This window comes from Kitasatospora setae KM-6054 (assembly GCF_000269985.1).
GTDB classification, from domain to species: domain Bacteria; phylum Actinomycetota; class Actinomycetes; order Streptomycetales; family Streptomycetaceae; genus Kitasatospora; species Kitasatospora setae.
In genome coordinates this window covers 8,309,250-8,328,999 of record NC_016109.1, presented here as the reverse complement: position 1 = coordinate 8,328,999, position 19,750 = coordinate 8,309,250, and the positions used below count along the sequence as shown (strand labels likewise).

21 protein-coding genes are annotated in these 19,750 nt (G+C 76.4%); 7 read left to right on the top strand and 14 right to left on the bottom strand.

All coding sequences use genetic code 11. The features are described 5' to 3' along the window. Window positions 1-45: 45 nt before the first annotated feature. Both KSE_RS39150 and KSE_RS36250 read right to left on the bottom strand, forming a co-directional pair. Window positions 46-2,823: an acyl-CoA dehydrogenase family protein gene (locus KSE_RS39150; RefSeq protein ID WP_014140377.1), complete on the bottom strand. Its 2,778-nt coding sequence runs from the start codon at window positions 2,821-2,823 to the stop codon at window positions 46-48. A 285-nt stretch (window positions 2,824-3,108) separates the two neighbouring features. Next, window positions 3,109-3,672, bottom strand: a complete 564-nt coding sequence (locus KSE_RS36250; protein ID WP_014140376.1) for a TetR/AcrR family transcriptional regulator — start codon at window positions 3,670-3,672, stop codon at window positions 3,109-3,111. Window positions 3,673-3,832: 160 nt separating this feature from the next. Here KSE_RS36250 and KSE_RS36245 point away from each other — a divergent pair, with 160 nt between their 5' ends. Then, window positions 3,833-4,708: an NAD(P)H-binding protein gene (locus KSE_RS36245; RefSeq protein ID WP_014140375.1), complete on the top strand. Its 876-nt coding sequence runs from the start codon at window positions 3,833-3,835 to the stop codon at window positions 4,706-4,708. Window positions 4,709-4,872: 164 nt separating this feature from the next. Next, a complete protein-coding gene (locus KSE_RS36240) occupies window positions 4,873-5,487 on the top strand; it encodes a hypothetical protein (protein ID WP_014140374.1) in 615 nt (204 codons plus the stop codon). 322 nt (window positions 5,488-5,809) lie between these two features. Here KSE_RS36240 and KSE_RS36235 read toward each other — a convergent pair whose 3' ends face one another. Both KSE_RS36235 and KSE_RS45395 read right to left on the bottom strand, forming a co-directional pair. Further along, entirely contained in the window at window positions 5,810-6,664 is an 855-nt protein-coding gene (locus KSE_RS36235) for a class I SAM-dependent methyltransferase (protein WP_014140373.1), read from the bottom strand. Window positions 6,665-6,788: 124 nt separating this feature from the next. Next, a complete protein-coding gene (locus KSE_RS45395) occupies window positions 6,789-7,373 on the bottom strand; it encodes a response regulator transcription factor (RefSeq protein WP_014140372.1) in 585 nt (194 codons plus the stop codon). Between the two features lie 36 nt (window positions 7,374-7,409). Here KSE_RS45395 and KSE_RS46430 point away from each other — a divergent pair, with 36 nt between their 5' ends. Then, window positions 7,410-7,835 carry an ABC transporter permease gene (locus KSE_RS46430; RefSeq protein ID WP_197540786.1) on the top strand — a complete coding sequence of 142 codons (426 nt, stop codon included), beginning with the start codon at window positions 7,410-7,412 and terminating at the stop codon, window positions 7,833-7,835. A gap of 170 nt (window positions 7,836-8,005) precedes the next feature. On the opposite strand, the gene KSE_RS36220 is transcribed toward KSE_RS46430, so the two are convergent. Continuing rightward, entirely contained in the window at window positions 8,006-8,515 is a 510-nt protein-coding gene (locus tag KSE_RS36220) for an FBP domain-containing protein (protein WP_014140370.1), read from the bottom strand. Window positions 8,516-8,646: 131 nt separating this feature from the next. Between KSE_RS36220 and KSE_RS36215 the strand changes: the two genes are divergently transcribed. Further along, window positions 8,647-9,216, top strand: coding sequence for a TetR/AcrR family transcriptional regulator (locus KSE_RS36215; protein WP_033258353.1), 570 nt, complete (start codon window positions 8,647-8,649; stop codon window positions 9,214-9,216). A 205-nt stretch (window positions 9,217-9,421) separates the two neighbouring features. After that, window positions 9,422-9,970, top strand: coding sequence for an AAA family ATPase (locus tag KSE_RS36210; RefSeq protein ID WP_014140368.1), 549 nt, complete (start codon window positions 9,422-9,424; stop codon window positions 9,968-9,970). Between the two features lie 284 nt (window positions 9,971-10,254). Here KSE_RS36210 and msrA read toward each other — a convergent pair whose 3' ends face one another. The 3 genes from msrA to KSE_RS36195 form a co-directional block, all read right to left on the bottom strand. Further along, complete coding sequence (gene msrA, locus KSE_RS36205; protein ID WP_014140367.1) at window positions 10,255-10,761, bottom strand: peptide-methionine (S)-S-oxide reductase MsrA; 507 nt, start codon at window positions 10,759-10,761, stop codon at window positions 10,255-10,257. 150 nt (window positions 10,762-10,911) lie between these two features. Next, complete coding sequence (locus tag KSE_RS36200; protein ID WP_014140366.1) at window positions 10,912-11,487, bottom strand: YbaK/EbsC family protein; 576 nt, start codon at window positions 11,485-11,487, stop codon at window positions 10,912-10,914. 9 nt (window positions 11,488-11,496) lie between these two features. Next, window positions 11,497-11,925, bottom strand: a complete 429-nt coding sequence (locus tag KSE_RS36195) for a winged helix-turn-helix transcriptional regulator (protein ID WP_231873279.1) — start codon at window positions 11,923-11,925, stop codon at window positions 11,497-11,499. Between the two features lie 64 nt (window positions 11,926-11,989). Between KSE_RS36195 and KSE_RS36190 the strand changes: the two genes are divergently transcribed. Further along, window positions 11,990-12,832 (top strand): SDR family oxidoreductase, encoded by an 843-nt coding sequence (locus KSE_RS36190; RefSeq protein ID WP_014140364.1) that lies wholly within the window; start codon window positions 11,990-11,992, stop codon window positions 12,830-12,832. Between the two features lie 51 nt (window positions 12,833-12,883). Here the strand turns inward: KSE_RS36190 and KSE_RS36185 are convergent, their stop codons facing one another. After that, on the bottom strand, window positions 12,884-13,456 hold the full coding sequence (locus KSE_RS36185; protein ID WP_014140363.1) for a maleylpyruvate isomerase N-terminal domain-containing protein: 573 nt from the start codon (window positions 13,454-13,456) through the stop codon (window positions 12,884-12,886). Between the two features lie 76 nt (window positions 13,457-13,532). Further along, entirely contained in the window at window positions 13,533-13,907 is a 375-nt protein-coding gene (locus tag KSE_RS36180; RefSeq protein WP_014140362.1) for a VOC family protein, read from the bottom strand. Between the two features lie 279 nt (window positions 13,908-14,186). Between KSE_RS36180 and KSE_RS36175 the strand changes: the two genes are divergently transcribed. Further along, entirely contained in the window at window positions 14,187-14,912 is a 726-nt protein-coding gene (locus KSE_RS36175) for a class I SAM-dependent methyltransferase (RefSeq protein WP_014140361.1), read from the top strand. Between the two features lie 58 nt (window positions 14,913-14,970). On the opposite strand, the gene KSE_RS36170 is transcribed toward KSE_RS36175, so the two are convergent. The 4 genes from KSE_RS36170 to KSE_RS36155 all read right to left on the bottom strand — a co-directional run bounded on the left by KSE_RS36170 (window position 14,971) and on the right by KSE_RS36155 (window position 19,229). After that, entirely contained in the window at window positions 14,971-15,669 is a 699-nt protein-coding gene (locus KSE_RS36170; protein WP_014140360.1) for a hypothetical protein, read from the bottom strand. A 139-nt stretch (window positions 15,670-15,808) separates the two neighbouring features. After that, a complete protein-coding gene (locus KSE_RS36165) occupies window positions 15,809-17,164 on the bottom strand; it encodes an FAD-dependent oxidoreductase (RefSeq protein WP_014140359.1) in 1,356 nt (451 codons plus the stop codon). Between the two features lie 529 nt (window positions 17,165-17,693). After that, the gene (locus KSE_RS36160) at window positions 17,694-18,389 is read right to left on the bottom strand and encodes a hypothetical protein (protein ID WP_014140358.1); all 696 of its coding nucleotides are present in this window, start codon (window positions 18,387-18,389) and stop codon (window positions 17,694-17,696) included. Between the two features lie 123 nt (window positions 18,390-18,512). Beyond that, entirely contained in the window at window positions 18,513-19,229 is a 717-nt protein-coding gene (locus KSE_RS36155) for a class I SAM-dependent methyltransferase (RefSeq protein ID WP_014140357.1), read from the bottom strand. Window positions 19,230-19,750 lie beyond the last annotated feature (521 nt).

Sequence of the window (19,750 nt, the reverse complement as noted above, 5' to 3'; positions counted from 1 at the left end):
CTCTGCCCTGCCCTTGCCCTGGTCCGGGGCGGGCCCTGCCTCCGCCTAGACGATCTCCTCGGGGAACGCGAAGACCTCCTCGACCTCCTCCAGCCGGGGCAGCAGGCCGTCGTAGCCGCGTTCCAGCGCGTTCTCCAGCCCCGCCAACTCCCCCGGGGCGAGCGTGCGGTGGCGCAACAGCGGGCCCGCCGCGCGGTCGGCGGCGCGGAGCGCGGCGAGCCGGCCGAGGGCCGCCGCCGGGCTCTCCGGGGGGAGGGCCGCGACCGCCCGGGCGAGGTCCTCGGCGGCGAGCCGCGCGGCGTAGGTCGCGCCGAGGTCGGCGGCCCGGTCGAGCAGCGGGTTCCACACCTCGAAGGGGGTGGCGCCGGCGGCGGCCCGCTCGGCGGTGGCCCGCCGCAGCCAGCCGGCCTGGTCGTGCTGGTGCCGGGCCAGGACGGCGGGCCACCAGCCGGGGTCGCCGAGGTCCGCGGGGATCGGCGGGAGCCCGCTCGCGGGCGGGTCGTCCAGCAGGGCGCGGCCGAGGTCGTAGCGGATGAGCCGGCTGTCGCCGCCGGCCGGGTCGAAGGCGCGGGCGAAGCCGTGGTAGCCGGCCAGCCGGTTCTCCTCGGCGAGCCCGGCGTGGCCGCAGCGGCGCTGGCACTCGGCGATGATCCGTTCGGCCTCGTCGGCGCAGTGCGCCTTGTACGCGGAGAGCGGCCGGCTGACGGCGGCCCACGGCGCGTACCCGGCTTCGGCGCCGGCCGGGTCGGACGCCCCGGACGCCCCGGACTCCCTTGTGGCGGCGAGCAGTTCGCGGGCGCGGGCGGCGGCGCAGCTGAGCGCGAAGGCGTCGGCGAGGGCGCCGAGCAGGGCGCGCTGCTGGCTGCGGTGGGCGAGCAGCGGGGTGCCGGGGGCGAGGGCGGCGCGGGTCTCGCGGTGGCGGGAGTGCCGGACGGCGAGCACCGCGGCCTGCCGGGCGAGCGCGGCCAGCGCGGTCGGCAGGACGCCCCACAGGTCCTGGCCGACGGCGAGGGTGCGGCGCAGCCGGTCGGCGGGGGTGCGCGGGTCGTGCAGGCGGCCGTGCTCGTCGAGGCGGGCGTCGTCGCGCAGCCAGTGCGCCTCGGGGACCCGGACGCCGTCGAAGCGGACCCGGTGGTAGCCGAGCGGGAGCGCGCCGACCGGGACGGGCGGGGAGAGCGTGACGCCGGGCCGGGGCCCGTCGTGGTCGGCGAGCCTGACCAGGAAGGCGAACACGCCGCCGTCCCGGCCGGCCGCGTCGACGGCGCGGGCGATCACCACGGCGCCGCGCGGTCCGGGGTACTGGGCGACGCCACCGAACTTGGCGTCCTCCTCCCCCGGGGTGCGCAGCACGAACTCCCTTCGCTCCGGCCGGAATTCGGCGACCGTACCGGCGCCGAGGTGGCTGCCGGCCCGGCCGGCCTCGGTGACCAGGTAGCCGATCCGCAGCTCGCCGGCGTCGACGGCGTCGAGTGCGGGGGCGACGTCCTTGGGGTCGCCGGCCAGCCGCAGCAGGGAGCCCTGGCCGAGGACGTTCTGGGTGATCAGCGTCATCCCGAGCCGGGGGTCGGCGACGGTGGCCCAGGCCAGCGCGGCGGCCAGGCCGTCGGGGGCGGCGTGCAGGTCGGCGGCGGACGGGAGGGCGCGCAGCAGGGCGCGCAGGCGGCGGTAGAGGTAGGTCTCGCGTTCGGCGGGCGCCTCGGCGACCCGGTAGGGGTGCCGGGCCAGGGCGCGGTGCAGGCGGGGTAGGTAGCCGGGGTGGTGGCGGCCGTGCAGCAGTTCCGCCAGGGCCCGCTCCGGTGCCTCGTCCATGCCGGCCCTCCTCTCCTGGTGGTGGGTTGACGGTCCGTCGGCCCGCTGTCCGTGCACCCGGGCGCCGGTGCCGCGCAGGCAGTCGGCGGCGTTGCGGGTGAGCGCGCCGCCGGGGCCGGCCTCGCGGTAGTCGGTGTGGCCGTGGGCGGCGAGCAGGGCCAGCACCCGGGGCAGGTGGGCCGGGCGGACCAGGCAGTCGGCGGCCCGGGCGGCGAGGTCGTCCCCCGGGGTGTAGCGGCGGCCGGCGACCGCCGAGTAGACGGGCACGGCGAGCGGGCCGATCGGCGGCCCGGCCCGCAGCACCGCCTCGAACTCGGCGCGCTGCGCTTCGAGTTCGGGATGGTGCGAGCCGAACGGCAGCCGCAGCCGGGCGACCTGGACGCCCTGCCCGGTGGCGAGCCGTTCGACGGCGGCCAGTTGCTCCAGCGGGCCGCCGATCACGCACTCGCCCGGACTGTTGACGCAGCCGACCGCGACCCGTCCGCCGCCGGCCCGGGCGGCCAGTTCGGCGGCCCGGCGCTCCCCGCAGCCGATCAGCGCCAGCCGGCCGGGCGCCCGGGCCAGCACCCGGGCCAGTCCGTACGCGGCGGCCGCCCCGGCCCCGACCGTCCAGGCGCCGGCGGCGGTCAGCGCGGCGAGCTCGCCGAAGCTGACGGCCAGCAGCGCGTCCGGCGGCCCGTACCGGGCGGCCAGCACCCGCTGCCAGGCCACCGCCGCGCCGTGGTGGGCGAGTTGCTGGAGGCCGACCGGGCCCCGCGCCAACTCCCGTCCGCCGGGCGGGTGTTCGCCGAGCAGCAGGGCGGCCAGCGGGGGCGGCGGGGCGGCGGCGGCCGCGATTTCGGCGGTCTCGGCGGCGGGGTCCGTGGGAGTGGGGGTGAGGACGGCGGTGGCGTCGATCTCCTCGTAGACGTCGCGCAGCGCGCGGCGCAGGGTGCCGTCCCGGGCGGCGGCCCGGTACAGCGCTGATACGGGAAAATCTCCCTGTCCGGGGAACATGTGAACCGACACGGGCATGACTGCACGCTCCGCAGCAGCGAGGGAAGCGATCAGGTGCGGGCCGCGACACTCCCGGCCCCGCGCCGACTCCCCGTGGCGCGGCCGGTGTCGGGCCCGTCACCACAGTGCCGAATCAGTACGTCCACCATCCAGTCATATGACCCGTGGATGTGTTGAAAATTCCGACCCGGTTGAATCTTGTTGAACCTTCACCGGCATTCCGGCGGGCCCTCACCCGTGCAACAGCCGGGCCGCCGACCCGGGGGCGCCCGACTCGACCTCGGCCGCGCCCTCCGCCTGCGCTCATCCGGCCCCTGCCGCGATCATCCCGGCCAGCGCGAGGTCGAGCAGCCGGTCGGCCTGTTCGGCGGTGTCGTGTTCGCGGGCCCAGGCGGCGGCGTTCGTCAGGGTGAACACGTCGGCGCCGGTGGTGTCGCCGCGCAGCGCGCCCGCCGCCCGGGCCCGGTCGACCAGGTGCTCGCCGATCGCGGTCATCCGGTGGCAGGAGTCGAGGAGTTCGTCGGCCCGGGCGGCGAGTGCGGCGGCCAGGCCCTGGTAGGCGGCGGCGTGCCGGACGACCGCGCGGATCCAGTCGGCCAGGGCGCGCGCCGGGTCGGGGTGGGCGGCCAACCCGTCCCCGTAGTCGAACAGTTCCTCGTTGCGCGCCTCCAGCAGCGCGGCGATCAGCGCGGCCCGGGTCGGGAAGTGGCCGTAGAGCGTGCCGGTGGCGACGCCGGCCCGGCGGGCGATCCCCTCCAGCGAGGCGCCGGTGCCCTCCGCGCGGAACACCGCGTCGGCCTCGGCGAGCAGCCGTTCGCGGTTGCGCAGCGCGTCGGCGCGCGGTCGGCGGCGGGCGGTCCCGGTCACGTCATCAGCTCCCTTTTCCCGGTGGGTACTTGCCCTCGCACAACAAGTCGAGGCATCCTCGACTTAAGCCGAAACCGAGGATGCCTCAGCTTACCCGGGGCCCCCTCCACACCCGCATCCCCACCCGCACCCGCACGCCCAGCCGAGGAGAGAACCCGCCATGATCCTGCTGACCGGAGCCACCGGCTCGATCGGCCGCCACCTGGTCCGCCGCCTCACCGACCGGGGCGCCGAGTTCCGCGCCCCGGTCCGCGACGAGGCCAAGGGCCGCGCCCTCGGCTGCCCGTACGCCGTCGGCGACTTCGACGACCCGGCCTCGCTGACCGCCGCCTTCGCGGGCGTCGACCGGCTGTTCCTGAACGGCCCCGGCGCCGTGCCGGTGGACGGGGAGCAGCCGATGGTCCGCCAGTACACCGCCGCCATCGAGGCGGCCGCGGCGGCGGGCGTCGAACGCGTGGTGAAGGTCTCGGTCTGGCACGCCGAACCGGGCAGCCGGCTCGCCCAGGGCGCCCACGGCGTCCTCGACCGCCGCCTCACCGCCGCCGTCCCGGGCTGGACGCTGCTGCTGCCGTCCGGCTTCCTGCAGAACCTGCTGCTCCCGGGCGCCTTCACCCCGGACGGGCGACTGGTCGGCCGCTACGGCGGCGCGCCCGTCTCGCACCTCGACTGCCGGGACATCGCCGAGTGCGCGGAAGTCCTGCTGACCGGGGCCCCGCGCCCGGGCGAGTCCTTCGTCCTGACCGGCCCGCAGGCCCTCACCGACCGGCAGTTGGCCGACCGGGTCGCGCACGCCCTGGGCCGCCCCGTCGACCTGCTCCCGCTCACCCCGGACGAGGTCGCCGCCGCCCTGACCGCCCAGGGCCTGCCCGCCTCCTTCGCCGCCGACCTCGCCACCCTGCTCCGCGAGGTCGCCACCGGCACCCTCGCCGAAGTCACCACCGCCGTCCCCGACCTGCTCGGCCGCCCCGCCCGCACGGTCGACACCTTCCTCGCCGACCACCTTCCGGCCCTCCGCGCCGCCACCCGACTGCCCTGACCCCGCCACCCGACTCCCGCCCGACCCCGCTGACGCCCCCTCAGTCGAGTGCGCGTACTCTTCCCTCCGATACGCCGCACACGAAACGATGGCGGCCCGACGGGCCCGGAGCCCGCCCCCGCCCACCGACCGACCGACCGACCGACCGACCGGAGCAGCGCACCGTGATACGTCCCACCCTGTCCGCGACCGCCGCCACCCTCGCCGTCGCCGCCCTGCTCGGCGGGCTCACCGGATGCGGCTCCACCCGCGCCGCCGGATCCTCGGGCGCCCCCGGCGCGCAGACTTCCGCGCAGGCAGAGGCCCAGCGGCAGTACGCGGAGCAGCGCCGGCAGGCGGAGGCCGCCCACGACCGGGCCTTCCCGGCCGTCGCCGCGGCCTGCGCGGGCAAGGAGGCCACGATGCCGCCGTCCACGCCCGCCGCCGGTTCGTCCGGCGGCCACCAGCCGGAGAACCCCAAGTACGGCGAGAACCACGCGTACCTGAAGATGACCTCGATCACCCCGCTCCAGCAGTGCCGGGGCAACGAGCACGCCTCGCGGCTCTCCGTCGAGGCCGCCCGGCAGCCCCCGGCCGGGCCCGAGCAGGCCAAGGCCCTGCTGACCCGCCTCGGCTACCCGGAGGCCCGGGTCGGCCAGAGCGCCGACGGCGTGCGGTTCTCGTTCTCCGTCCCGGGCGTCGGGCCGTGCCTGTCGGGCGTGCTGTCGGCCACGCCCCGGATCGAGGTGCACGGCGCGTACGTGGAGGGCGGCTGCGAGACCCCGCAGGGCGGCCACTGACCCGGCCACCGCGCCGGACGCCGCCGGGCACACCGACCCGCTACGCGCCCGCCCCGGACGCGCCCGCCGTCGAGCGACTCCCGGCCGACCACCCTGCGTTGCGCGCGCTGACGGACCGGGTCGGCCCGGCGGAGCGCGACGAGGCGTCGCCGGACGAGATCACCTGGCCCGCGCCCGCCCTCGCCGCCGGGCTGCTCCCGCAGTGGCACGCCCGCGTCCCGGCCTCCCGCCGGGTCGCCACCCGTATCGGCTTCCGCGCACCGGACACCCGGCTCTCCGGCGAACTCCCCTGGCCGGAAGGCCCGTTGGCGGCCCGCCCCGATCAGCGGCGGGCCGAGACCAGCAGGGCCGCGTGCGGGAGGGCCAGTGCGCCGTCCGCGGTGCGGAACTCCTCGGCGAGGCGGACGAATTCGCGCCTGACCCCGGCCCGGACCTCCGGCGTCTGGTGGTGCAGCAGCTCGCCGATGAAGGCGACCCGGCCGGCCGGGCCGGCCCACCACTCCTCCACGGTGGTGCGGTGGTCCCAGCGCAGCGTGCGGCAGTGCGCGTCGGGCAGGCCGGCGGCGGCGAGCAGCGCGGTGAGGCCGTCGGGGCTGCCGGTGGCCTGCAGCGCGGCGGGCGCCGGCGGCAGGTGCGCGGGGCGGGGTGCGCCGGCGGCTTCGACGGCCCGGCCCAGCAGGCTCTGCCCGCGCGGGGCCGGGGTGGCCCAGGTGGTGAGGGCGAGCCGGCCGCCGGGGCGCAGGACGCGGCGCAGTTCGGCGACGGCGGCGCGCTGCCGCCCGACGTGGTTGATCACGAAGTTGCCGACCACCGCGTCGAACGTCCGGTCGGCGAAAGTCAGTTCGGGCAGCGTCGCGGCGTGCACCGCGGCCCCGGGGGCGTTCCGCCGGGCCTCGGTGAGCATGCTGGGCTCGGCGTCGACGGCGGTGACCCGGGCGCCGCGCGCGCAGGCGGCGGCCGCGACGGCACCCGTTCCGGTGCCGACGTCCAGCAGCGCGGTGCCGGGGCCGACCCCGGCGGCGTCGAGCAGGTCGGGCACCGGGCGGGCGCAGAGCCGGGCGAAGCTCGCGGCGTAGGCGGCGGCCCGGCCGGTCCAGATCCGCCGCTCCAGGGCGTCGTACGCGGCGATCACCTCGTCGGTGTCGGCCGCCGCCCCGCCCAACGTGAAGTTCGCCATCCGTCCGCACCCCTCCCCCGCGCCGCTCGCTTCGTCGACGCACCGACCGTCCCGGGCAGCTTAGTCTCGATCTTGGGCGAGCAGCTGGTCGGCCGGGGCGCGGGGCGCGAGGCCGGTGCCGCGCCTAGCGCCGGCCAGCGGAGACCAAGCCGTGTTCGTAGGCGGTGATGACGAGGTGGACGCGGTCGCGGGCGTCGAGCTTGGCCAGCAGGCGGGTGACGTAGGCCTTGACGGTGGCAGCGGTGATGAAGAGGGCTTCGGCGATCTCGGCGTTGGACAGGCCCCGGCCGATCAGGGTGAGGACTTCGCGTTCGCGGTCGGTGATGCCCCGGAGGTCCTGAGGGGGCCGGGCGGCGGCGGGCCGGGGGCGGGCGGTGAACTCCTCGATCAGGCGGCGGGTGACTTTGGGGGCGAGCAGGGCGTCCCCGTCGGCCACCACGCGGACGGCCGTCGTGATGTCGTCCAGGGCCATGTCCTTGACCAGGAAGCCCGAGGCGCCGGCCCGTAGCGCGTTGTGGACGACTCCGACGGGCGGCCCCTCCCCGCGACGGTGGTCGGCGAGTCCTCCGGCGGCTGGGACGTCACCAGCCTCGACTGGGACAGGTTCATCAAGCTGAGCCCCGGCCGGCGCGCGGTGAACTTCTACGTCCAGCTCGCCCCGGGCACCGATGCGGCCGCCTACGCCTCGGCGGTCACCGAGGCGGACCACGGGGTGGGGGCCTCGGTCAACGGCGGCGTCGAGACCATGGAGAAGGTCGTGATCGGCGTGGTGTCGACGCTCACCCTGATGCTGATCGCGGTCTCCGCCCTCGGGGTGCTCAACACCGTGGTGCTGAGCACCCGCGAGCGGCGCAGGGACCTGGGCGTGCTCAAGTCGATCGGCATGACCCCGCGCCAGGTGATCGCCATGGTGGTGACCTCCATGACGGTCCTCGGCGCGGTCGGCGGGCTGCTCGGCGTACCGCTCGGGGTGCTCGCGCACCGGATCGTCATCCCGCTCACCGGGCACGGCACCGGGGTCGACCTCCCCGCCTCCCTGCTGCACGTGTGGCACTGGCCGACCCTGGTGCCGCTGACCCTGGCCGGCGCCCTGATCGCCGCCCTGGGGGCCTACCTGCCGGCCCGGGGCGCAGCGAGGCTGCCGGTGGCGGAAGTGCTGCGGACGGAGTGACGGCACCGGCCCCGGAGCCCGCCTGGAAGGTGCCTCGCGCCCGGCGACGTACTGGACCCTCGACACGTCCCGTCGTCCCGGCGCAGAGGCCCCTTCGGCCGTCCTGGCCGTCCGTTCGACAGCCGGCTCCGCGAAAGCGCGGGGCCGACACGCCTCGTCCGCGCGGCGGTTCAGCCCTCCGCGTCGGCCGCCGCCGTCCCGCGCACCTTCGCCAGGAAGCCGGCCAGGTTGCCGCGCATCCGCTCGATCCGCTGCTCCTGCGTCAGCGACTCGTGGATCCGGTTGCCGGTCTCGCGCAGCCCGCGCACGTACAGCGAACAGGCCAGGTCGCTGCACATGTACGCGCCGACCGAGTTGCCCTGCCGCCCGGCGGGACCGGCCAGCGGGGCGACCAGCAGCGAGACCCCGCCGGTGTGGGTGGTGACGCACAGCGAGCAGATGCTCCGGCGCGGCTGCCAGGACGCACCGGAGGAGGCGCGCAGGACGACGGCCTGCGGGCGGCCGTCCAGCTCGGTGACGAGGTACGCCCGGTCGGGGGCCTGCGGGTCGCGCCAGCCGAGGAAGTCCAGCTCCGGCCAGGGCTGTTCGGCCAGCTCACGGGGAAGGTTCAGCCGCTTCGCCTCGCCCTTGGAGCAGTTCAGGAACGCGGCGCGGATCTCGGGGTCGGTCAGCTCTCTCACGAAACACCACGCTAATTTGCCTAAGTCGTTTAGGCAAATGGATAATCTCCCCAGGAAGCACCGGCCGTCACCGGCAGGCACCGCCGAACGGTGAACGAACGTACGAACGCATGAAGGGACGGGTGGACGCCGTGGCACGCGCAGGTCTGACCCCCGAGGTACTGGCCCGGGCGGGCGCCGAGCTCGCCGACGAGGTCGGGTTCGAGCAGGTCACGGTGACCGAGCTGGCCCGCCGCTTCGACGTGAAGGTGGCCAGCCTCTACTCGCACGTCAAGAGCTCGCACGACCTCAAGGTCCGGATCGCCCTGCTGGCCCTCGCCGAACTCGCCGACCGGGCCACCGACGCCCTCGCCGGCCGCTCCGGCCGCGACGCGCTGGCCGCCTTCGCCGAGGCGTACCGCGGCTACGCCCGGGAGCACCCCGGCCGCTACGACGCCACCCGCCTCCGCCTCGACCCGCAGACCGCCGCCGCCAGCGCCGCCCCCCGCCACGCCCACCTCACCCGGGCCATCCTGCGCGGTTACCACCTCCCCGAACCCGACCAGACCCACGCGGTCCGGCTGCTCGGCAGCGTCTTCCACGGCTACATCGGCCTGGAGGCGGCCGGCGGCTTCGCCCACACCCCGGTCGACCCCCAGCAGTCCTGGGACTGGATCGTCGACTCCCTCGACGCCCTCCTCCGCGCCCGCGCCGGCACCTGAACCACCACGCCCACCACGCCCACCACGCCGACGAGATCACCACCGGACACGTCGCCACCGCCGCGCCCGGCGCCGGCGTCCACCTGTCCGCCGCACTGCGCAGACGCCGACCGGCCCTGCCCCCCGGCTCCCAAAGGCCGGTGGCAGGAAGGCCCTTGGGGTGGGCGCGGTGCGTACCGGTCCGAGGACGGGCCAGGATGGTGCCGTGACCGACAGAACCTTCGTGATCGTCTCCGGACTTCCGGCCAGCGGGAAGAGCACCCTGGCCCGGGCTCTCGCCGAGGAGCTGGGGCTGCCGCTCCTCGACAAGGACGAGATCCTCGAATCGCTCTACGACTCGCTGGGCGTCGGGGACCACGACTGGCGCCGCCGCCTGAGCCGCGCCGGCGACGACGTCCTGTTCCGCCTGGCGGCCCGCACCCGGGGAGCCGTGCTGGACAACTGGTGGCACCACGAGACGGCACCCGCGCGCCTGCGGGAACTGGGCGGCCGACTCGTCGAGGTCTTCTGCGACTGCGACCCCGCCCTCGCCGCCGAACGCTTCCAGGCCCGCACCCGCCACCCCGGCCACCTCGACCGGCGGCAGAGCCCCGAGCAGGTCGCCGAACGCGTCGCCGTCATCCGCGCCACCTTCCCCGGCCCCCTGCGGCTCGGCGGCCCGCTGCTGGCCGTCGACACCAACGACCGGGTCGACCCGGCCACGGTCACCCGACGCCTCGCCCCGCTGCTGGCCGCCCCGGTGCTCCCCGGCTGACCGGGGGCGGGCGAGGGCGGTCAGGGCGTTCCACGGCGAGCCGCCCCTCGGTGGCGGGCCCGGGCGGTTCCGGCTCCGGCTCCGGCTACTACTCCGGTTCCGGTTCAGCAGCGGAGCGCTCGGCGTGCCGCCACAGGACCGCCGGTCAGCCCGGTCAGCCCGGTCGGACGGCCGGGTCGGGGCGCTCCCGGCGCCGGACACGCCGACGGGCGGCGGCCGCCGGAGGAACCGGTGGCCGCCGCCCGTCCGTCCTGCTGCCCGGCTGACCGCCCACCGGGCCGCCCTCAGGCGCCTTCGCGTGCCGGGAGCTTCCACCCGGGGCGCGGGTAGTGGCAGGTGTAGCCGTTGGGGTAGTGCTGCAGGTAGTCCTGGTGCTCGGGCTCGGCCTCCCAGAAGTCGCCGACCGGCACCACCTCGGTGACCGCCTTGCCGGGCCACAGGCCGCTGGCGTCGATGTCCGCGATGGTGTCGAGGGCGGTGGCGCGCTGGGCCTCGTCCGTGTAGAAGATCGCGGAGCGGTAGCTGCTGCCGATGTCGTTGCCCTGCCGGTCCAGGGTGCTCGGGTCGTGGATCTGGAAGAAGTACTCCAGCAGCGTCCGGTAGCTGATCCGCTCCGGGTCGTAGACGATCTCCAGTGCCTCGGCGTGGCCGGGGTGGTTTCGGTAGGTGGCGTGCGCGTTCTGACCGCCGGTGTAGCCGGTGCGGGTCGACTCGACGCCGGGGAGTTTGCGGATCAGCTCCTGCATGCCCCAGAAGCAGCCGCCGGCCAGGACAGCCCGGTCAGTGGTCATCTCGTACTCACTCCTCGCATCCGTACCTCGACTCGTCCCGCCCGGGGCACCGCCCCACGGGGACCATCCGGTCCAACCCCCGGCAGCCGCTCGATGTTCCCGCCGACCCGGGCCTCTTGGTCCCCTTGGTCCCTGCCCCGGGTCCCGTTCTCAGCCGGCCAGGCCCTCCAGCACCCGGGCTCCGGGCAGCGCGGCGGCGACCGCGCCGGGCAGGATCAGCTTGCCGCGCCGCCGACCGCTGCCGACCAGGACGTACGGGGCGGCGGCGACGGCCGCGTCGACCAGCAGCGGCCAGGGGGCGGGCAGGCCGACGGGGGTGATGCCGCCGTACTCCATGCCGCTCTCGCCGACGGCGGTGTCCATCGGCGCGAACGAGACCTTGCGCGCGCCCAGGTGACCGCGCACCGCCTTGTTGACGTCGAGCCGGGTGGTGGCCAGGACGAGTCCGGCGGCCAGCGTGGTCTCCCCGCCGCGCTTCGCCGCGACCACCACGCAGTTCGCGGACGCCTCGGCCGGGACGTCGTACGCGGCGCAGAACACGGCGGTGTCGGCCAGCTCCGGATCGGTGTCGACGTACAGCACCTGCCGGGCCAGCCCGGCGTCCCACCCAGCCAGCAGCGCGGCCACCGGCGGCGCCAGCTCCGCCGCCGCGTCCACCGCCCGCCGCACCCGCGGGAAGTTCCCGAACGGTGCCCGTACCGCCTGCTCCGCCTGCTGCTCGCTCATGTCCCGACTCTAGCGACCCCGCACGGGGTCGGGGATCGAGGTCGCCCAGTCGGACATCGCCTGGAGGACCGGCCCGAGGCGCTCCCCCAGCGGGGTGAGCCGGTACTCCACCCGCGGCGGGATCTCGGGGTAGGCCGTGCGGACGACCAGGCCGTGCGCCTCGAACCGGCGCAGGCGGCTGGTGAGGGTGTGCGGGCTGATCCGGGGGAGCGCCTCGCGCAGCTCGGTGAAGCGGTGCGGGCCGTGCAGCAGTTCACGCACGATCAGCGTGGCCCAGGGCCCTTCGAGCAGGACCAGGAACCGGGCCACCCCGCATTCGGGCAGCTCGGGCAGCTCGGGGAGTTCGGGAACCTCGGAGGCTTCGGGGAGCCCGGGGGATCCGGAGCGGGATCCGGAGCGGGGCCCGGGACGAGGCCCGGAGCGGGATTCGGTGGACACAGGGGCACCGTAGCCCATTAGTGCAGTTGAAGTAACTGGTGCACCCCGTGCACTAATTGGGGCCATGAGCTACGTCATCCACGGCGCCACCGGCGCCCAGGGCGCCCCCGTCGCCGCCGCCCTCGCCGCCGCCGGCACCCCCGTCACGGCCCTCACCCGCAACGCCGACGCGGTCGTCGCCGGCGCCCGGGTGCGGGCGGTCGACCTCGGGGCCACCGAGGCGCTGACCGACGCCTACCGCGGCGCGGCCGGCGTCTTCGTCCACCTCCCGATCGGCGCGCCGGAGGACCGGCTGCGCCACGCCCGCAGTGTCGTCGCCGCCCTGGAGGCCGCCCGCCCGGGCCGGGTGGTGTTCTCCACCAGCGGCGGCGGGCCCGTCGCCGCCGCCGACCCGGCGGTCGCGGCCGTGATCGACGGGCTGGGGCGGAGCGGCCTGTCCCACGCGGTGGTGGCGCCGCGCCTGTTCCTGGAGAACCTGCTGCTGCCGCCCGTCGTGACCGGGGCCCGCGAACAGGGCGTGCTGCGCTACCCGCTGCCCGCCGGCCACCCGGTGTCGTGGTCCTCGCACCTGGACGTCGCCGACGCCGTGGCAGCCCTGTTCGACCGCCCGGACGTCACCGGCCTGGTCGAGGTCGGCCTGCACCCCGCGCTCACCGGCCCCGAGCTCGCCGAGGCGTTCACCGCCCACCTCGGGCACGCCGTCCGCTACGAGGCGCTCGCCCCGGCGGCCTTCGGCGGCCTGATCGCGCCCCTGCTCGGACCCGGCGCGGCCGCCGGCATAGCCGGGCTGTACGACTTCCTGGGCACCCTGCCGGACAACGCGATCACCCCCGACCGCTCCGCCTCGACGGTCCTCGGTCTGCCCTCCCGCACCGTCCTCCAGTGGCTGGCGGACGCCGTCCGCTGAGGGCCGCCCGGCCCCGTCCCCCGTCCGTCCCGCTCCCGCCCTCCACCCCGCTCACTCGTCGAGCGCCGCCCGCCACGTCCAGGACGCGCGGCGCGGGCGGCCCGGCAGTGCGGCCCGGCCGGTGCACCAGAGCAGGACGGGGGCGGGGTCGCCGGGCGGGGCGTCGGGGAAGAGCCGGGCCAGTACGGCGGCGCACAGCGCGGGCGGCGGCGTCCAGTCGAGGGCCAGGCCGGTGGCGATGTCGTGGGTGTGCAGCAGCGTCTCGGCGGTGCCCATCGCGGCGAAGCCCGACGGGTCGGTCGGGCCCCAGTGCCAGGCGCGCAGGCCGGGCTCGGCGGCGGCCAGGGCGAGGGCGAGCAGTTCGCCGCAGGCCAGCGCGGTGTCCAGCACCTCGGCGGGGCCCGCTTCCGGACGGACCGTCAGGTCGAAGGGCAGGTAGCGGTCGCCGGGCCGGGCGGTGACCTGCCCGGCGTAGCCGAGCAGGTCGTGTCCGAGGTGGGCCAGCGTGTCGCGGCAGTTCCACTCCAGCGGGCCGGCCGGAACGCTCCAGTCCCGGCCGAGCCGCGGGGCGAGGACGCGTCGCGTCTCCGCGAGCGCGGCGCGCAGTTCCCGATGACCGATCACCGCGCCATCCTCGCACCCGCCCCGCGGCTGTAGGGCGGCCGCCCTACCGGCGACTGCGCCACCTGCGGGCAACCGTCTACAGGTAGGGGCGGGTGATCAGTTCCAGGCCGTGGCCGGCCGGGTCGAGCAGGTAGACGCCGCGCCCGCCGTGCTCGGTGTTGGTCTCACCGGCGCGCCGCATCTGCGGGTCGGCCCAGTGGTCGATACCGCGCTCGCGCAGCCGCGCGTACGCGCGGTCGAACAGCTCGTCGTCGAGCAGAAAGGCGTAGTGCTGCATCTGGATCTCCACCGGCGGCGCGGCGAACTGCAGCAGGACGCCGTCGGCCAGCTTCAGGTTGGTGAACGGGCCCCAGGAGGGCGCCTGTTCGGCCTCCAGCAGCTCGCGGTAGAAGTCGGCGGACGCGGCGGCGTCCTTGGAGGCGATGATGGTGTGGTTGAAGGCGGCGGGCATGGCCGGGTGAACCTCGTTCCGGGTGTGGTCGGTCTGGGGCGGGTAGGCGCACTGCTCCCGGACCTCGGCGGCCCTCGTGCGTGCGGACGCCCTCGCGGCACCCGGGGCGCGGTCAGCCGCCCACCGGGTCACCGATCCGTGCGTGGCCCAAGGCCGTTCCGGTGTTCACCCGGCCCACCGTACGCACCCGCCACCCCCGCGGCAAACCCTTTTCCGCCCCGCCGTCCCCGCTCCGATAACCGGGTGCACCGCCGCGGACCGCGGACTACCGTCGCGCGGATGGCCGACGAATGCTTCACGCTGCCCCGCCTGGCGGAGATCTACGACGCACTCGACCCGGACCGCGGCGACCTGCTCCCCTACCTCGCCCTGGCCGGGGAGTTGGGCGCCGCCGAGGTCCTCGACCTGGGCTGCGGCACCGGCGTGTTCGCCCTGCTGCTGGCCGGGCGCGGCACCCGGGTGGTCGGGGTCGACCCGGCCGCCGCGTCCGTCGAGGTGGCGCGCGGCAAACCGGGCGCCGAGCGGGTCCGCTGGCTGGTCGGGGACGCCACCGGGCTGCCCCCGCTGCGGGTCGACCTGGTCACCATGACGGCCAACGCCGCCCAGGCGATCACCGCCCCGGCCGACTGGCACGCCACCCTGCGGGGCGTGCGCGCGGCGCTGCGCCCGGGCGGCCACCTGGTGTTCGAGACCAGGGTGCCGGCGGCCCGCGCCTGGGAGTCCTGGACGCGGGCGGAGTCCCACCGGGTCAGCGAGCTGCCGGGCGTCGGCGCGGTGGAGAGCTGGGTCGAACTGCTCGCCGTCGACGGCCCGCTGGTCTCCTTCCGCTGGCACTACGTGTTCGCCGCGGACGGGCAGCACCTCACCTCCGACTCCACCCTCCGCTTCCGCGAACGCGCCGAGGTGGAGGCCGACCTGCGCGCCGCCGACCTCGAACCGGTCGAGGTCCGGGACGCGCCGGACCGCCCGGGCAAGGAGTACGTCTTCCTGGCCCGCCGCCCCTGAGCCCCGTCGGCCCCTGGCCCCCGACCCCTGCCAGCCGCAGCCGCGTCCCGTGTGCCGGTCAGCTCCGTACGCCCGGCCGGTCGGCGCTCTCGGCCGGGTCGCCGTACCCGCCCGCCGCCCAGACCTCCCGCCGGAAGTCCCCCAGCGTCAGCGCCCGGGCCGGGCAGCCGGGTTCGGCGCGGAAGTGCACGGTGCCGCAGCGCCGGCAGTACCAGCCGCGCGACCACAGCCGTTCGGCCTCCGCCCGCCGGTCCGCCTGCCGGGCCGCCTGCCGCCGACCCGCGCGCGCCCGCCGCCGGACGGCGACGAACAGCGCGACCGCGAGCAGCAGCGCGGCGCCGGAGATCCAGCCGAGGAACAGCAGCGAGGGCCGGTCGGCGGACGCGGCGTCCGCCGGGTGGAGCACCGTCCCGTGGAACCGGCCGCCGTACGGATCCGGACCGTCGGGCACCGGGTCCCCGCCGTCGAACCAGTGCCCGGCGAGCGCGCCGGCCACGAACGTCCCGATCGAGACCGCCACCAGGTGCAGGCCCACGACGACCATCAGGCACGAGGTCGCCCTCGGCAGCCGGGTCGGCGCCGGGGCCAGCGCGCTGGACAGCGAACTGCTGACCGTCCGGACGCCGCCCTCCTCGCCGTCCCGGACGGTGTCCCGCCCGGCGTGGTACGCGGCCGGCACCCCGACCACCTCGTCGTCCAGGCCGCAGGTCGGGCACTCCTGCAGCACCGGCGACCGCCCGTCTTCCGTTCCTGCCATGGCCTCTCCCCGAAACCGTGCCGCCGGTCGGCGGGCGCCGCACAGCCTGTCAGAGCCGCGGAGCGACCACCAGGGCATTTGAGCGACCCTTGAGCAGCCGCCGCTCCCGCGCCCTCGGCGGGGGCGGGGCGGGGCGGGGTCAGCCGCCGCGGAGGATCCGGAGGAGGACGCGCGGGCCGAGGAGGGCGGTGGGCGGCGCGGCGCGCTGGAAGACCCGGGCGAACGTCGCGGCGGTGGCCGGGTCGGCTGCGGCGGCCCGGTAGAGGCGGTCCAGGTACCAGGTGACGGCGCGGTCGCGGCGGGTGGTGCGGCCGGCCCGGTGGCGGGCCCAGATGGCGTCCTGGAAGGTCGACATCCGCCAGGCGTACCCGGTGGTGCGGGGCAGGCGGCGCTGGAACTCCCTGGCCAGGCCGGTCAGTTCGGCCACACCGGCCACACCGACCGGGCCGGACGGGGTGCTCCGCCCGGTGCGGGCGGCGAGCAGGGAGCGCAGCAGCAGGGCCTGTTCCAGGGCGACGCCGATGCCCTGGCCGTAGAGGGGGTTGAAGGCGCAGACCGCGTCACCGGCGACCAGGAAGCGGTCGGGCCAGGCGGGCATCCGGTGGTAGTCGGTGCGGTGGTTCTCGGTGCGGACGTAGCGGTGCAGCGGCGAGACGGGCCGGGCCTCGGCGAGGAACGCGGCCACCACGGGGTTGTCGAGGCGGTCGGCGAACGCCCGGAAGCCCTCCTGGTCGGCGGGCGGGTGGTCGCCGCAGGCGCCGACCAGGGTGACCATCCAGCGGCTGCCCTCCAGCTTGCCGATGTAGGCGCCGCGAGTGCGGTCGGGGCAGACGGTGGGCTGGATGAGGGCGAGCCATGACTGGTCGGGGGCTTCGAAGAGGCCCGAGGCGTAGCCGACGCCGGCGTCGATGGTCCGGGTCGGCGGGGTGGGGAACCCGGCGTCGGCCAGTCGGCGGGGCAGGCGGGAGAAGCGTCCGGTGGTGTCGACGACCAGGTCGCCGGGGACGGTGCCCCCGTCGTCGGTGGCCACCGCGCGGACGGCGCTCCGGGCGGCGTCGGTGACCAGGCCGGTCACCCGCAGGCCGGTGCGCGGTTCGACGTTCGGGAGGGCCAGGACGCGGCCGCGGATCCGCGCCTCCATCAGCGCGCGGCTGCTGAGCCGGGAGCCCAGGTCGGTGTCGACGCGCGGGGCGTTGCCGGTCGGGAAGCAGGTGAGGACGTCCCGCCCGTGGTCGAGTCGCGGGGTGCCGGCGTCCTCCAACTCGCGGTCGAGGCCGGGGAAGAGCTCCTCCATCAGGTCGAGACCGCGCGCGGTGAGGCCGTGGATGTGGTGGGCCTGCGGGACGCCGCCGCGAGGCCGGTCGTCCGCGGGCAGCGGGTGGGGTTCGACGAGCACGACGGCGTCGAAGAAGTCGTGCAGGACCCGGGCCATGGCGAGCCCGGCGATACCGGCCCCGAGGACGACCGCGCTCCTCGGGGTGCTGCTGGTGTCCATCGGCGTCGGCTCCGCTCTCGGCTTCGACGTAGGCATAGGCGTAGGCATAGGCGTAGGCATCGACTTCGGCATCGACTTCGGCTTCGGCCTCGCTGAAGCGGCAGCCGGGGGTACGGGGATGCGGGGATCCGGGGTCGCTGACCGGGTACCCGGTCGCGGGGCCCGAACGCCTGTCCCGCCAGGGCGCACGGAGGCGCGGCGGGGCGCGGGCGGAGCGACCGGCAGCGCCCCGGAAGCACCACCGCCCCCGTTCGGCCGTGACGGCGGGCTGCCGGAAGATCCGTTCCCGTCCCCGGGGCCTGTCGGTCCCCCCGGCTAGGGTCCGTTGTGGTGGGGCCGGTTCCGAGGCCACCAGCACTGGAGAACGGCAGCCTCCCCGGCCTGCTCGGGGGTGGTCACGGCCCAACCGGCGTCCGGGCTCAGCCGAGCGCCACGAATGCAGCCTGTCAGCCCCGGCCCCACCGCCCGCCCGCCCGTCCACCCGTCCTTCTCCTCCGCCGCCGTTGCCGTCGCCGCCGCCCGGGAGCGGTCAGCAGTACCAGTCCGGGCAGTACTGGACGTTCAGGACGGTCGGGGCGGACGCGTCGTGGCGGAGGGTGTGGCGGAGCGGCTGGGCCGGGAGCAGGGTGGTCTCGGGGCCCCGGCGTTCGTGGCCGCCGGCGGAGGCGAACGGGCCGAGGGTGTGGTGCAGGGCGGGGGCGGTGGCGAGCAGGTCGCGGAGGGCGACGCCGTGGTCGCGGTAGGCGGGGGCGGAGCCGGTGACGAAGAGGGTGTGGGCGGCGAGGTCGTAGCGCAGGTGGTCGTGGGTCTCGCGGTGGTGGCGCCGTCCGGTGGCGGCCGGGGCGGTGGTGAAGTCGGCGTCGGGGGTGCGGGTCGTCTGCGGGCGGCCGGGGTCGAGGCGAGAGCGCAGGTGCTTCCACCCGGTGGGCGGGAACTGCAGCGAGTGGTGGGCCAGCACCAGGTCGTAGCGGACGCTCCGGTCACCCAGCGGCGGGTTGGCCGGCGCCGGACGGGTCCGCAGCGGGAGGTGGACCAGGGTGTGCGGGGAGCGGGCCGCGAGCGACCAGGCGGCGAGCAGCCGGGACAGCCCCGCGCGGTCCGCGTACACGGTGATCCGGAACTGCTCGTCCAGCACCGAGAGCCGTCCCGGCCGGTCCCCGACCCGCACCACCCGGTACTGCCGCCCGCCGGACCGCCCCTGATGGACCGTCACCCGCTGCTCCATGCCCCCCTCCTCCGCACTTCCCTGCCCGTCCCCGCCCGTCCCCGCCCGTCCCCGCCCGTCCCCGCCCGTCCCCGCCCGGAACCTAACGGTCCGGGCGGTGCGGCGCACCCGGTTTCGGCCGGCTCACTCGCAGGTGAGGGCGACGATGAACGGGTCGCCCCCGTCCGGGGTGCCCGCCTCCGGGTGGGTGACGGGGTGCCAGGTCAGGTCGGTGAAGCCGGCGGCGCGGGCGGACTGCTCGTAGACGTCCGCGTCCCAGCGGGTGAAGGACAGCTCGACCGGCGGTTCGACCGGGAACTCCAGGACGAGGGCGGTGCCGCGCGGTACGGGCCGGGCCGCCGTGATGCGGGCCCGGAGGGGCTGGCGGTCCGGATCGTCCGGGTCGTAGCCGGGGTGGACGGTCACCGCGACCAGGCGGCCACCGGCGGCGAGGTTGGCGCGGACGCCCCGGAACATGTCGGCCATCCGGCCGGGGTCCTCGGCGTAGTTGAACAGCCAGATGGCGACCACCGCGTCGAAGCTGCCGAGGACCGGCAGCGCGGCCGCGTCGTACTGGTGGTAGACCGCTCCCGCCGGGTCGCGCTCCTCCTGCTGCCGGGCCTGCGCCACCATCTCCGCGGAGATGTCCACGCCCTCGGCGCGCGCGGCGCCGAGCCGCCTGGCCAGCCGGGTGTACTGACCGAAGCCGCATGCCAGGTCGAGCACCCGGGCGCCGGTGAGGTCGCCGAGCAGGGCGCGCACCGTGGGCTCCTCGGGCGAGAGGCCGTGGTGGCGCTTGAAGTCGCTGTACCGCTCGCCGATGACGTCGTACTGGGCGGGTTCCCGCTCCTGCGCTGCCATGGAACGCCCTCCTGGTCGGATCGGTCCGGTTCGTCGCGGGTCGCGGGTCGCGGGGACCCGTGACCCGCCGTGCACCAGACTGCCAGAACCGCTGGCCCCGCACCCGGCGGACGGCGGCCAACCCTCCGCCGAAGAAGGTGCGTTGACCGTTCTCCCCTCGCCCGCACCGCCCCGGGCCGGCAGGAGCGCCGTGCCGAACACCCCCGCCCCCTCCTCGCCGCGACGGTCGGCGCCACCGTCGGGTTCTACGCCTTCGTCTTCTACGGGACGGCGGCGGCGCTGGCCTGCGGCCACGAGTTCTCCCCCTCCGGGGTCCTGGCCGCCGACACGCTCGCCTCCTACCCGGTCGTTCCTCGCCCGACCGCTGGGCAGGCTGTTCTTCGGCCCGCTCGGCGTCGCCGAGCCGGTGCTGCTCGTCGCGCCGCGCTTCGTCCAGGGTTTCGCGCTCGACGGCGAGTGGGACGGGGCGACCCTGACGGCGGTGGAGCACGCGCCTCCCGGCCGTCGCGGCCTCTGCGGGA

What these genes read in the sequence shown, in the direction of transcription:
- KSE_RS39150 (WP_014140377.1), bottom strand. Translation starts at nt 2,823, where the DNA reads ATGCCCGTGTCGGTTCACATGTTCCCCGGACAGGGAGATTTTCCCGTA.
- KSE_RS36245 (WP_014140375.1), top strand. Translation starts at nt 3,833, where the DNA reads ATGATCCTGCTGACCGGAGCCACCGGCTCGATCGGCCGCCACCTGGTC.
- KSE_RS36235 (WP_014140373.1), bottom strand. Translation starts at nt 6,664, where the DNA reads ATGGCGAACTTCACGTTGGGCGGGGCGGCGGCCGACACCGACGAGGTG.
- KSE_RS46430 (WP_197540786.1), top strand. Translation starts at nt 7,410, where the DNA reads ATGGAGAAGGTCGTGATCGGCGTGGTGTCGACGCTCACCCTGATGCTG.
- msrA (WP_014140367.1), bottom strand. Translation starts at nt 10,761, where the DNA reads ATGACCACTGACCGGGCTGTCCTGGCCGGCGGCTGCTTCTGGGGCATG.
- KSE_RS36200 (WP_014140366.1), bottom strand. Translation starts at nt 11,487, where the DNA reads ATGAGCGAGCAGCAGGCGGAGCAGGCGGTACGGGCACCGTTCGGGAAC.
- KSE_RS36190 (WP_014140364.1), top strand. Translation starts at nt 11,990, where the DNA reads ATGAGCTACGTCATCCACGGCGCCACCGGCGCCCAGGGCGCCCCCGTC.
- KSE_RS36180 (WP_014140362.1), bottom strand. Translation starts at nt 13,907, where the DNA reads ATGCCCGCCGCCTTCAACCACACCATCATCGCCTCCAAGGACGCCGCC.
- KSE_RS36175 (WP_014140361.1), top strand. Translation starts at nt 14,187, where the DNA reads ATGGCCGACGAATGCTTCACGCTGCCCCGCCTGGCGGAGATCTACGAC.
- KSE_RS36170 (WP_014140360.1), bottom strand. Translation starts at nt 15,669, where the DNA reads ATGGCAGGAACGGAAGACGGGCGGTCGCCGGTGCTGCAGGAGTGCCCG.
- KSE_RS36165 (WP_014140359.1), bottom strand. Translation starts at nt 17,164, where the DNA reads ATGGACACCAGCAGCACCCCGAGGAGCGCGGTCGTCCTCGGGGCCGGT.
- KSE_RS36160 (WP_014140358.1), bottom strand. Translation starts at nt 18,389, where the DNA reads ATGGAGCAGCGGGTGACGGTCCATCAGGGGCGGTCCGGCGGGCGGCAG.
- KSE_RS36155 (WP_014140357.1), bottom strand. Translation starts at nt 19,229, where the DNA reads ATGGCAGCGCAGGAGCGGGAACCCGCCCAGTACGACGTCATCGGCGAG.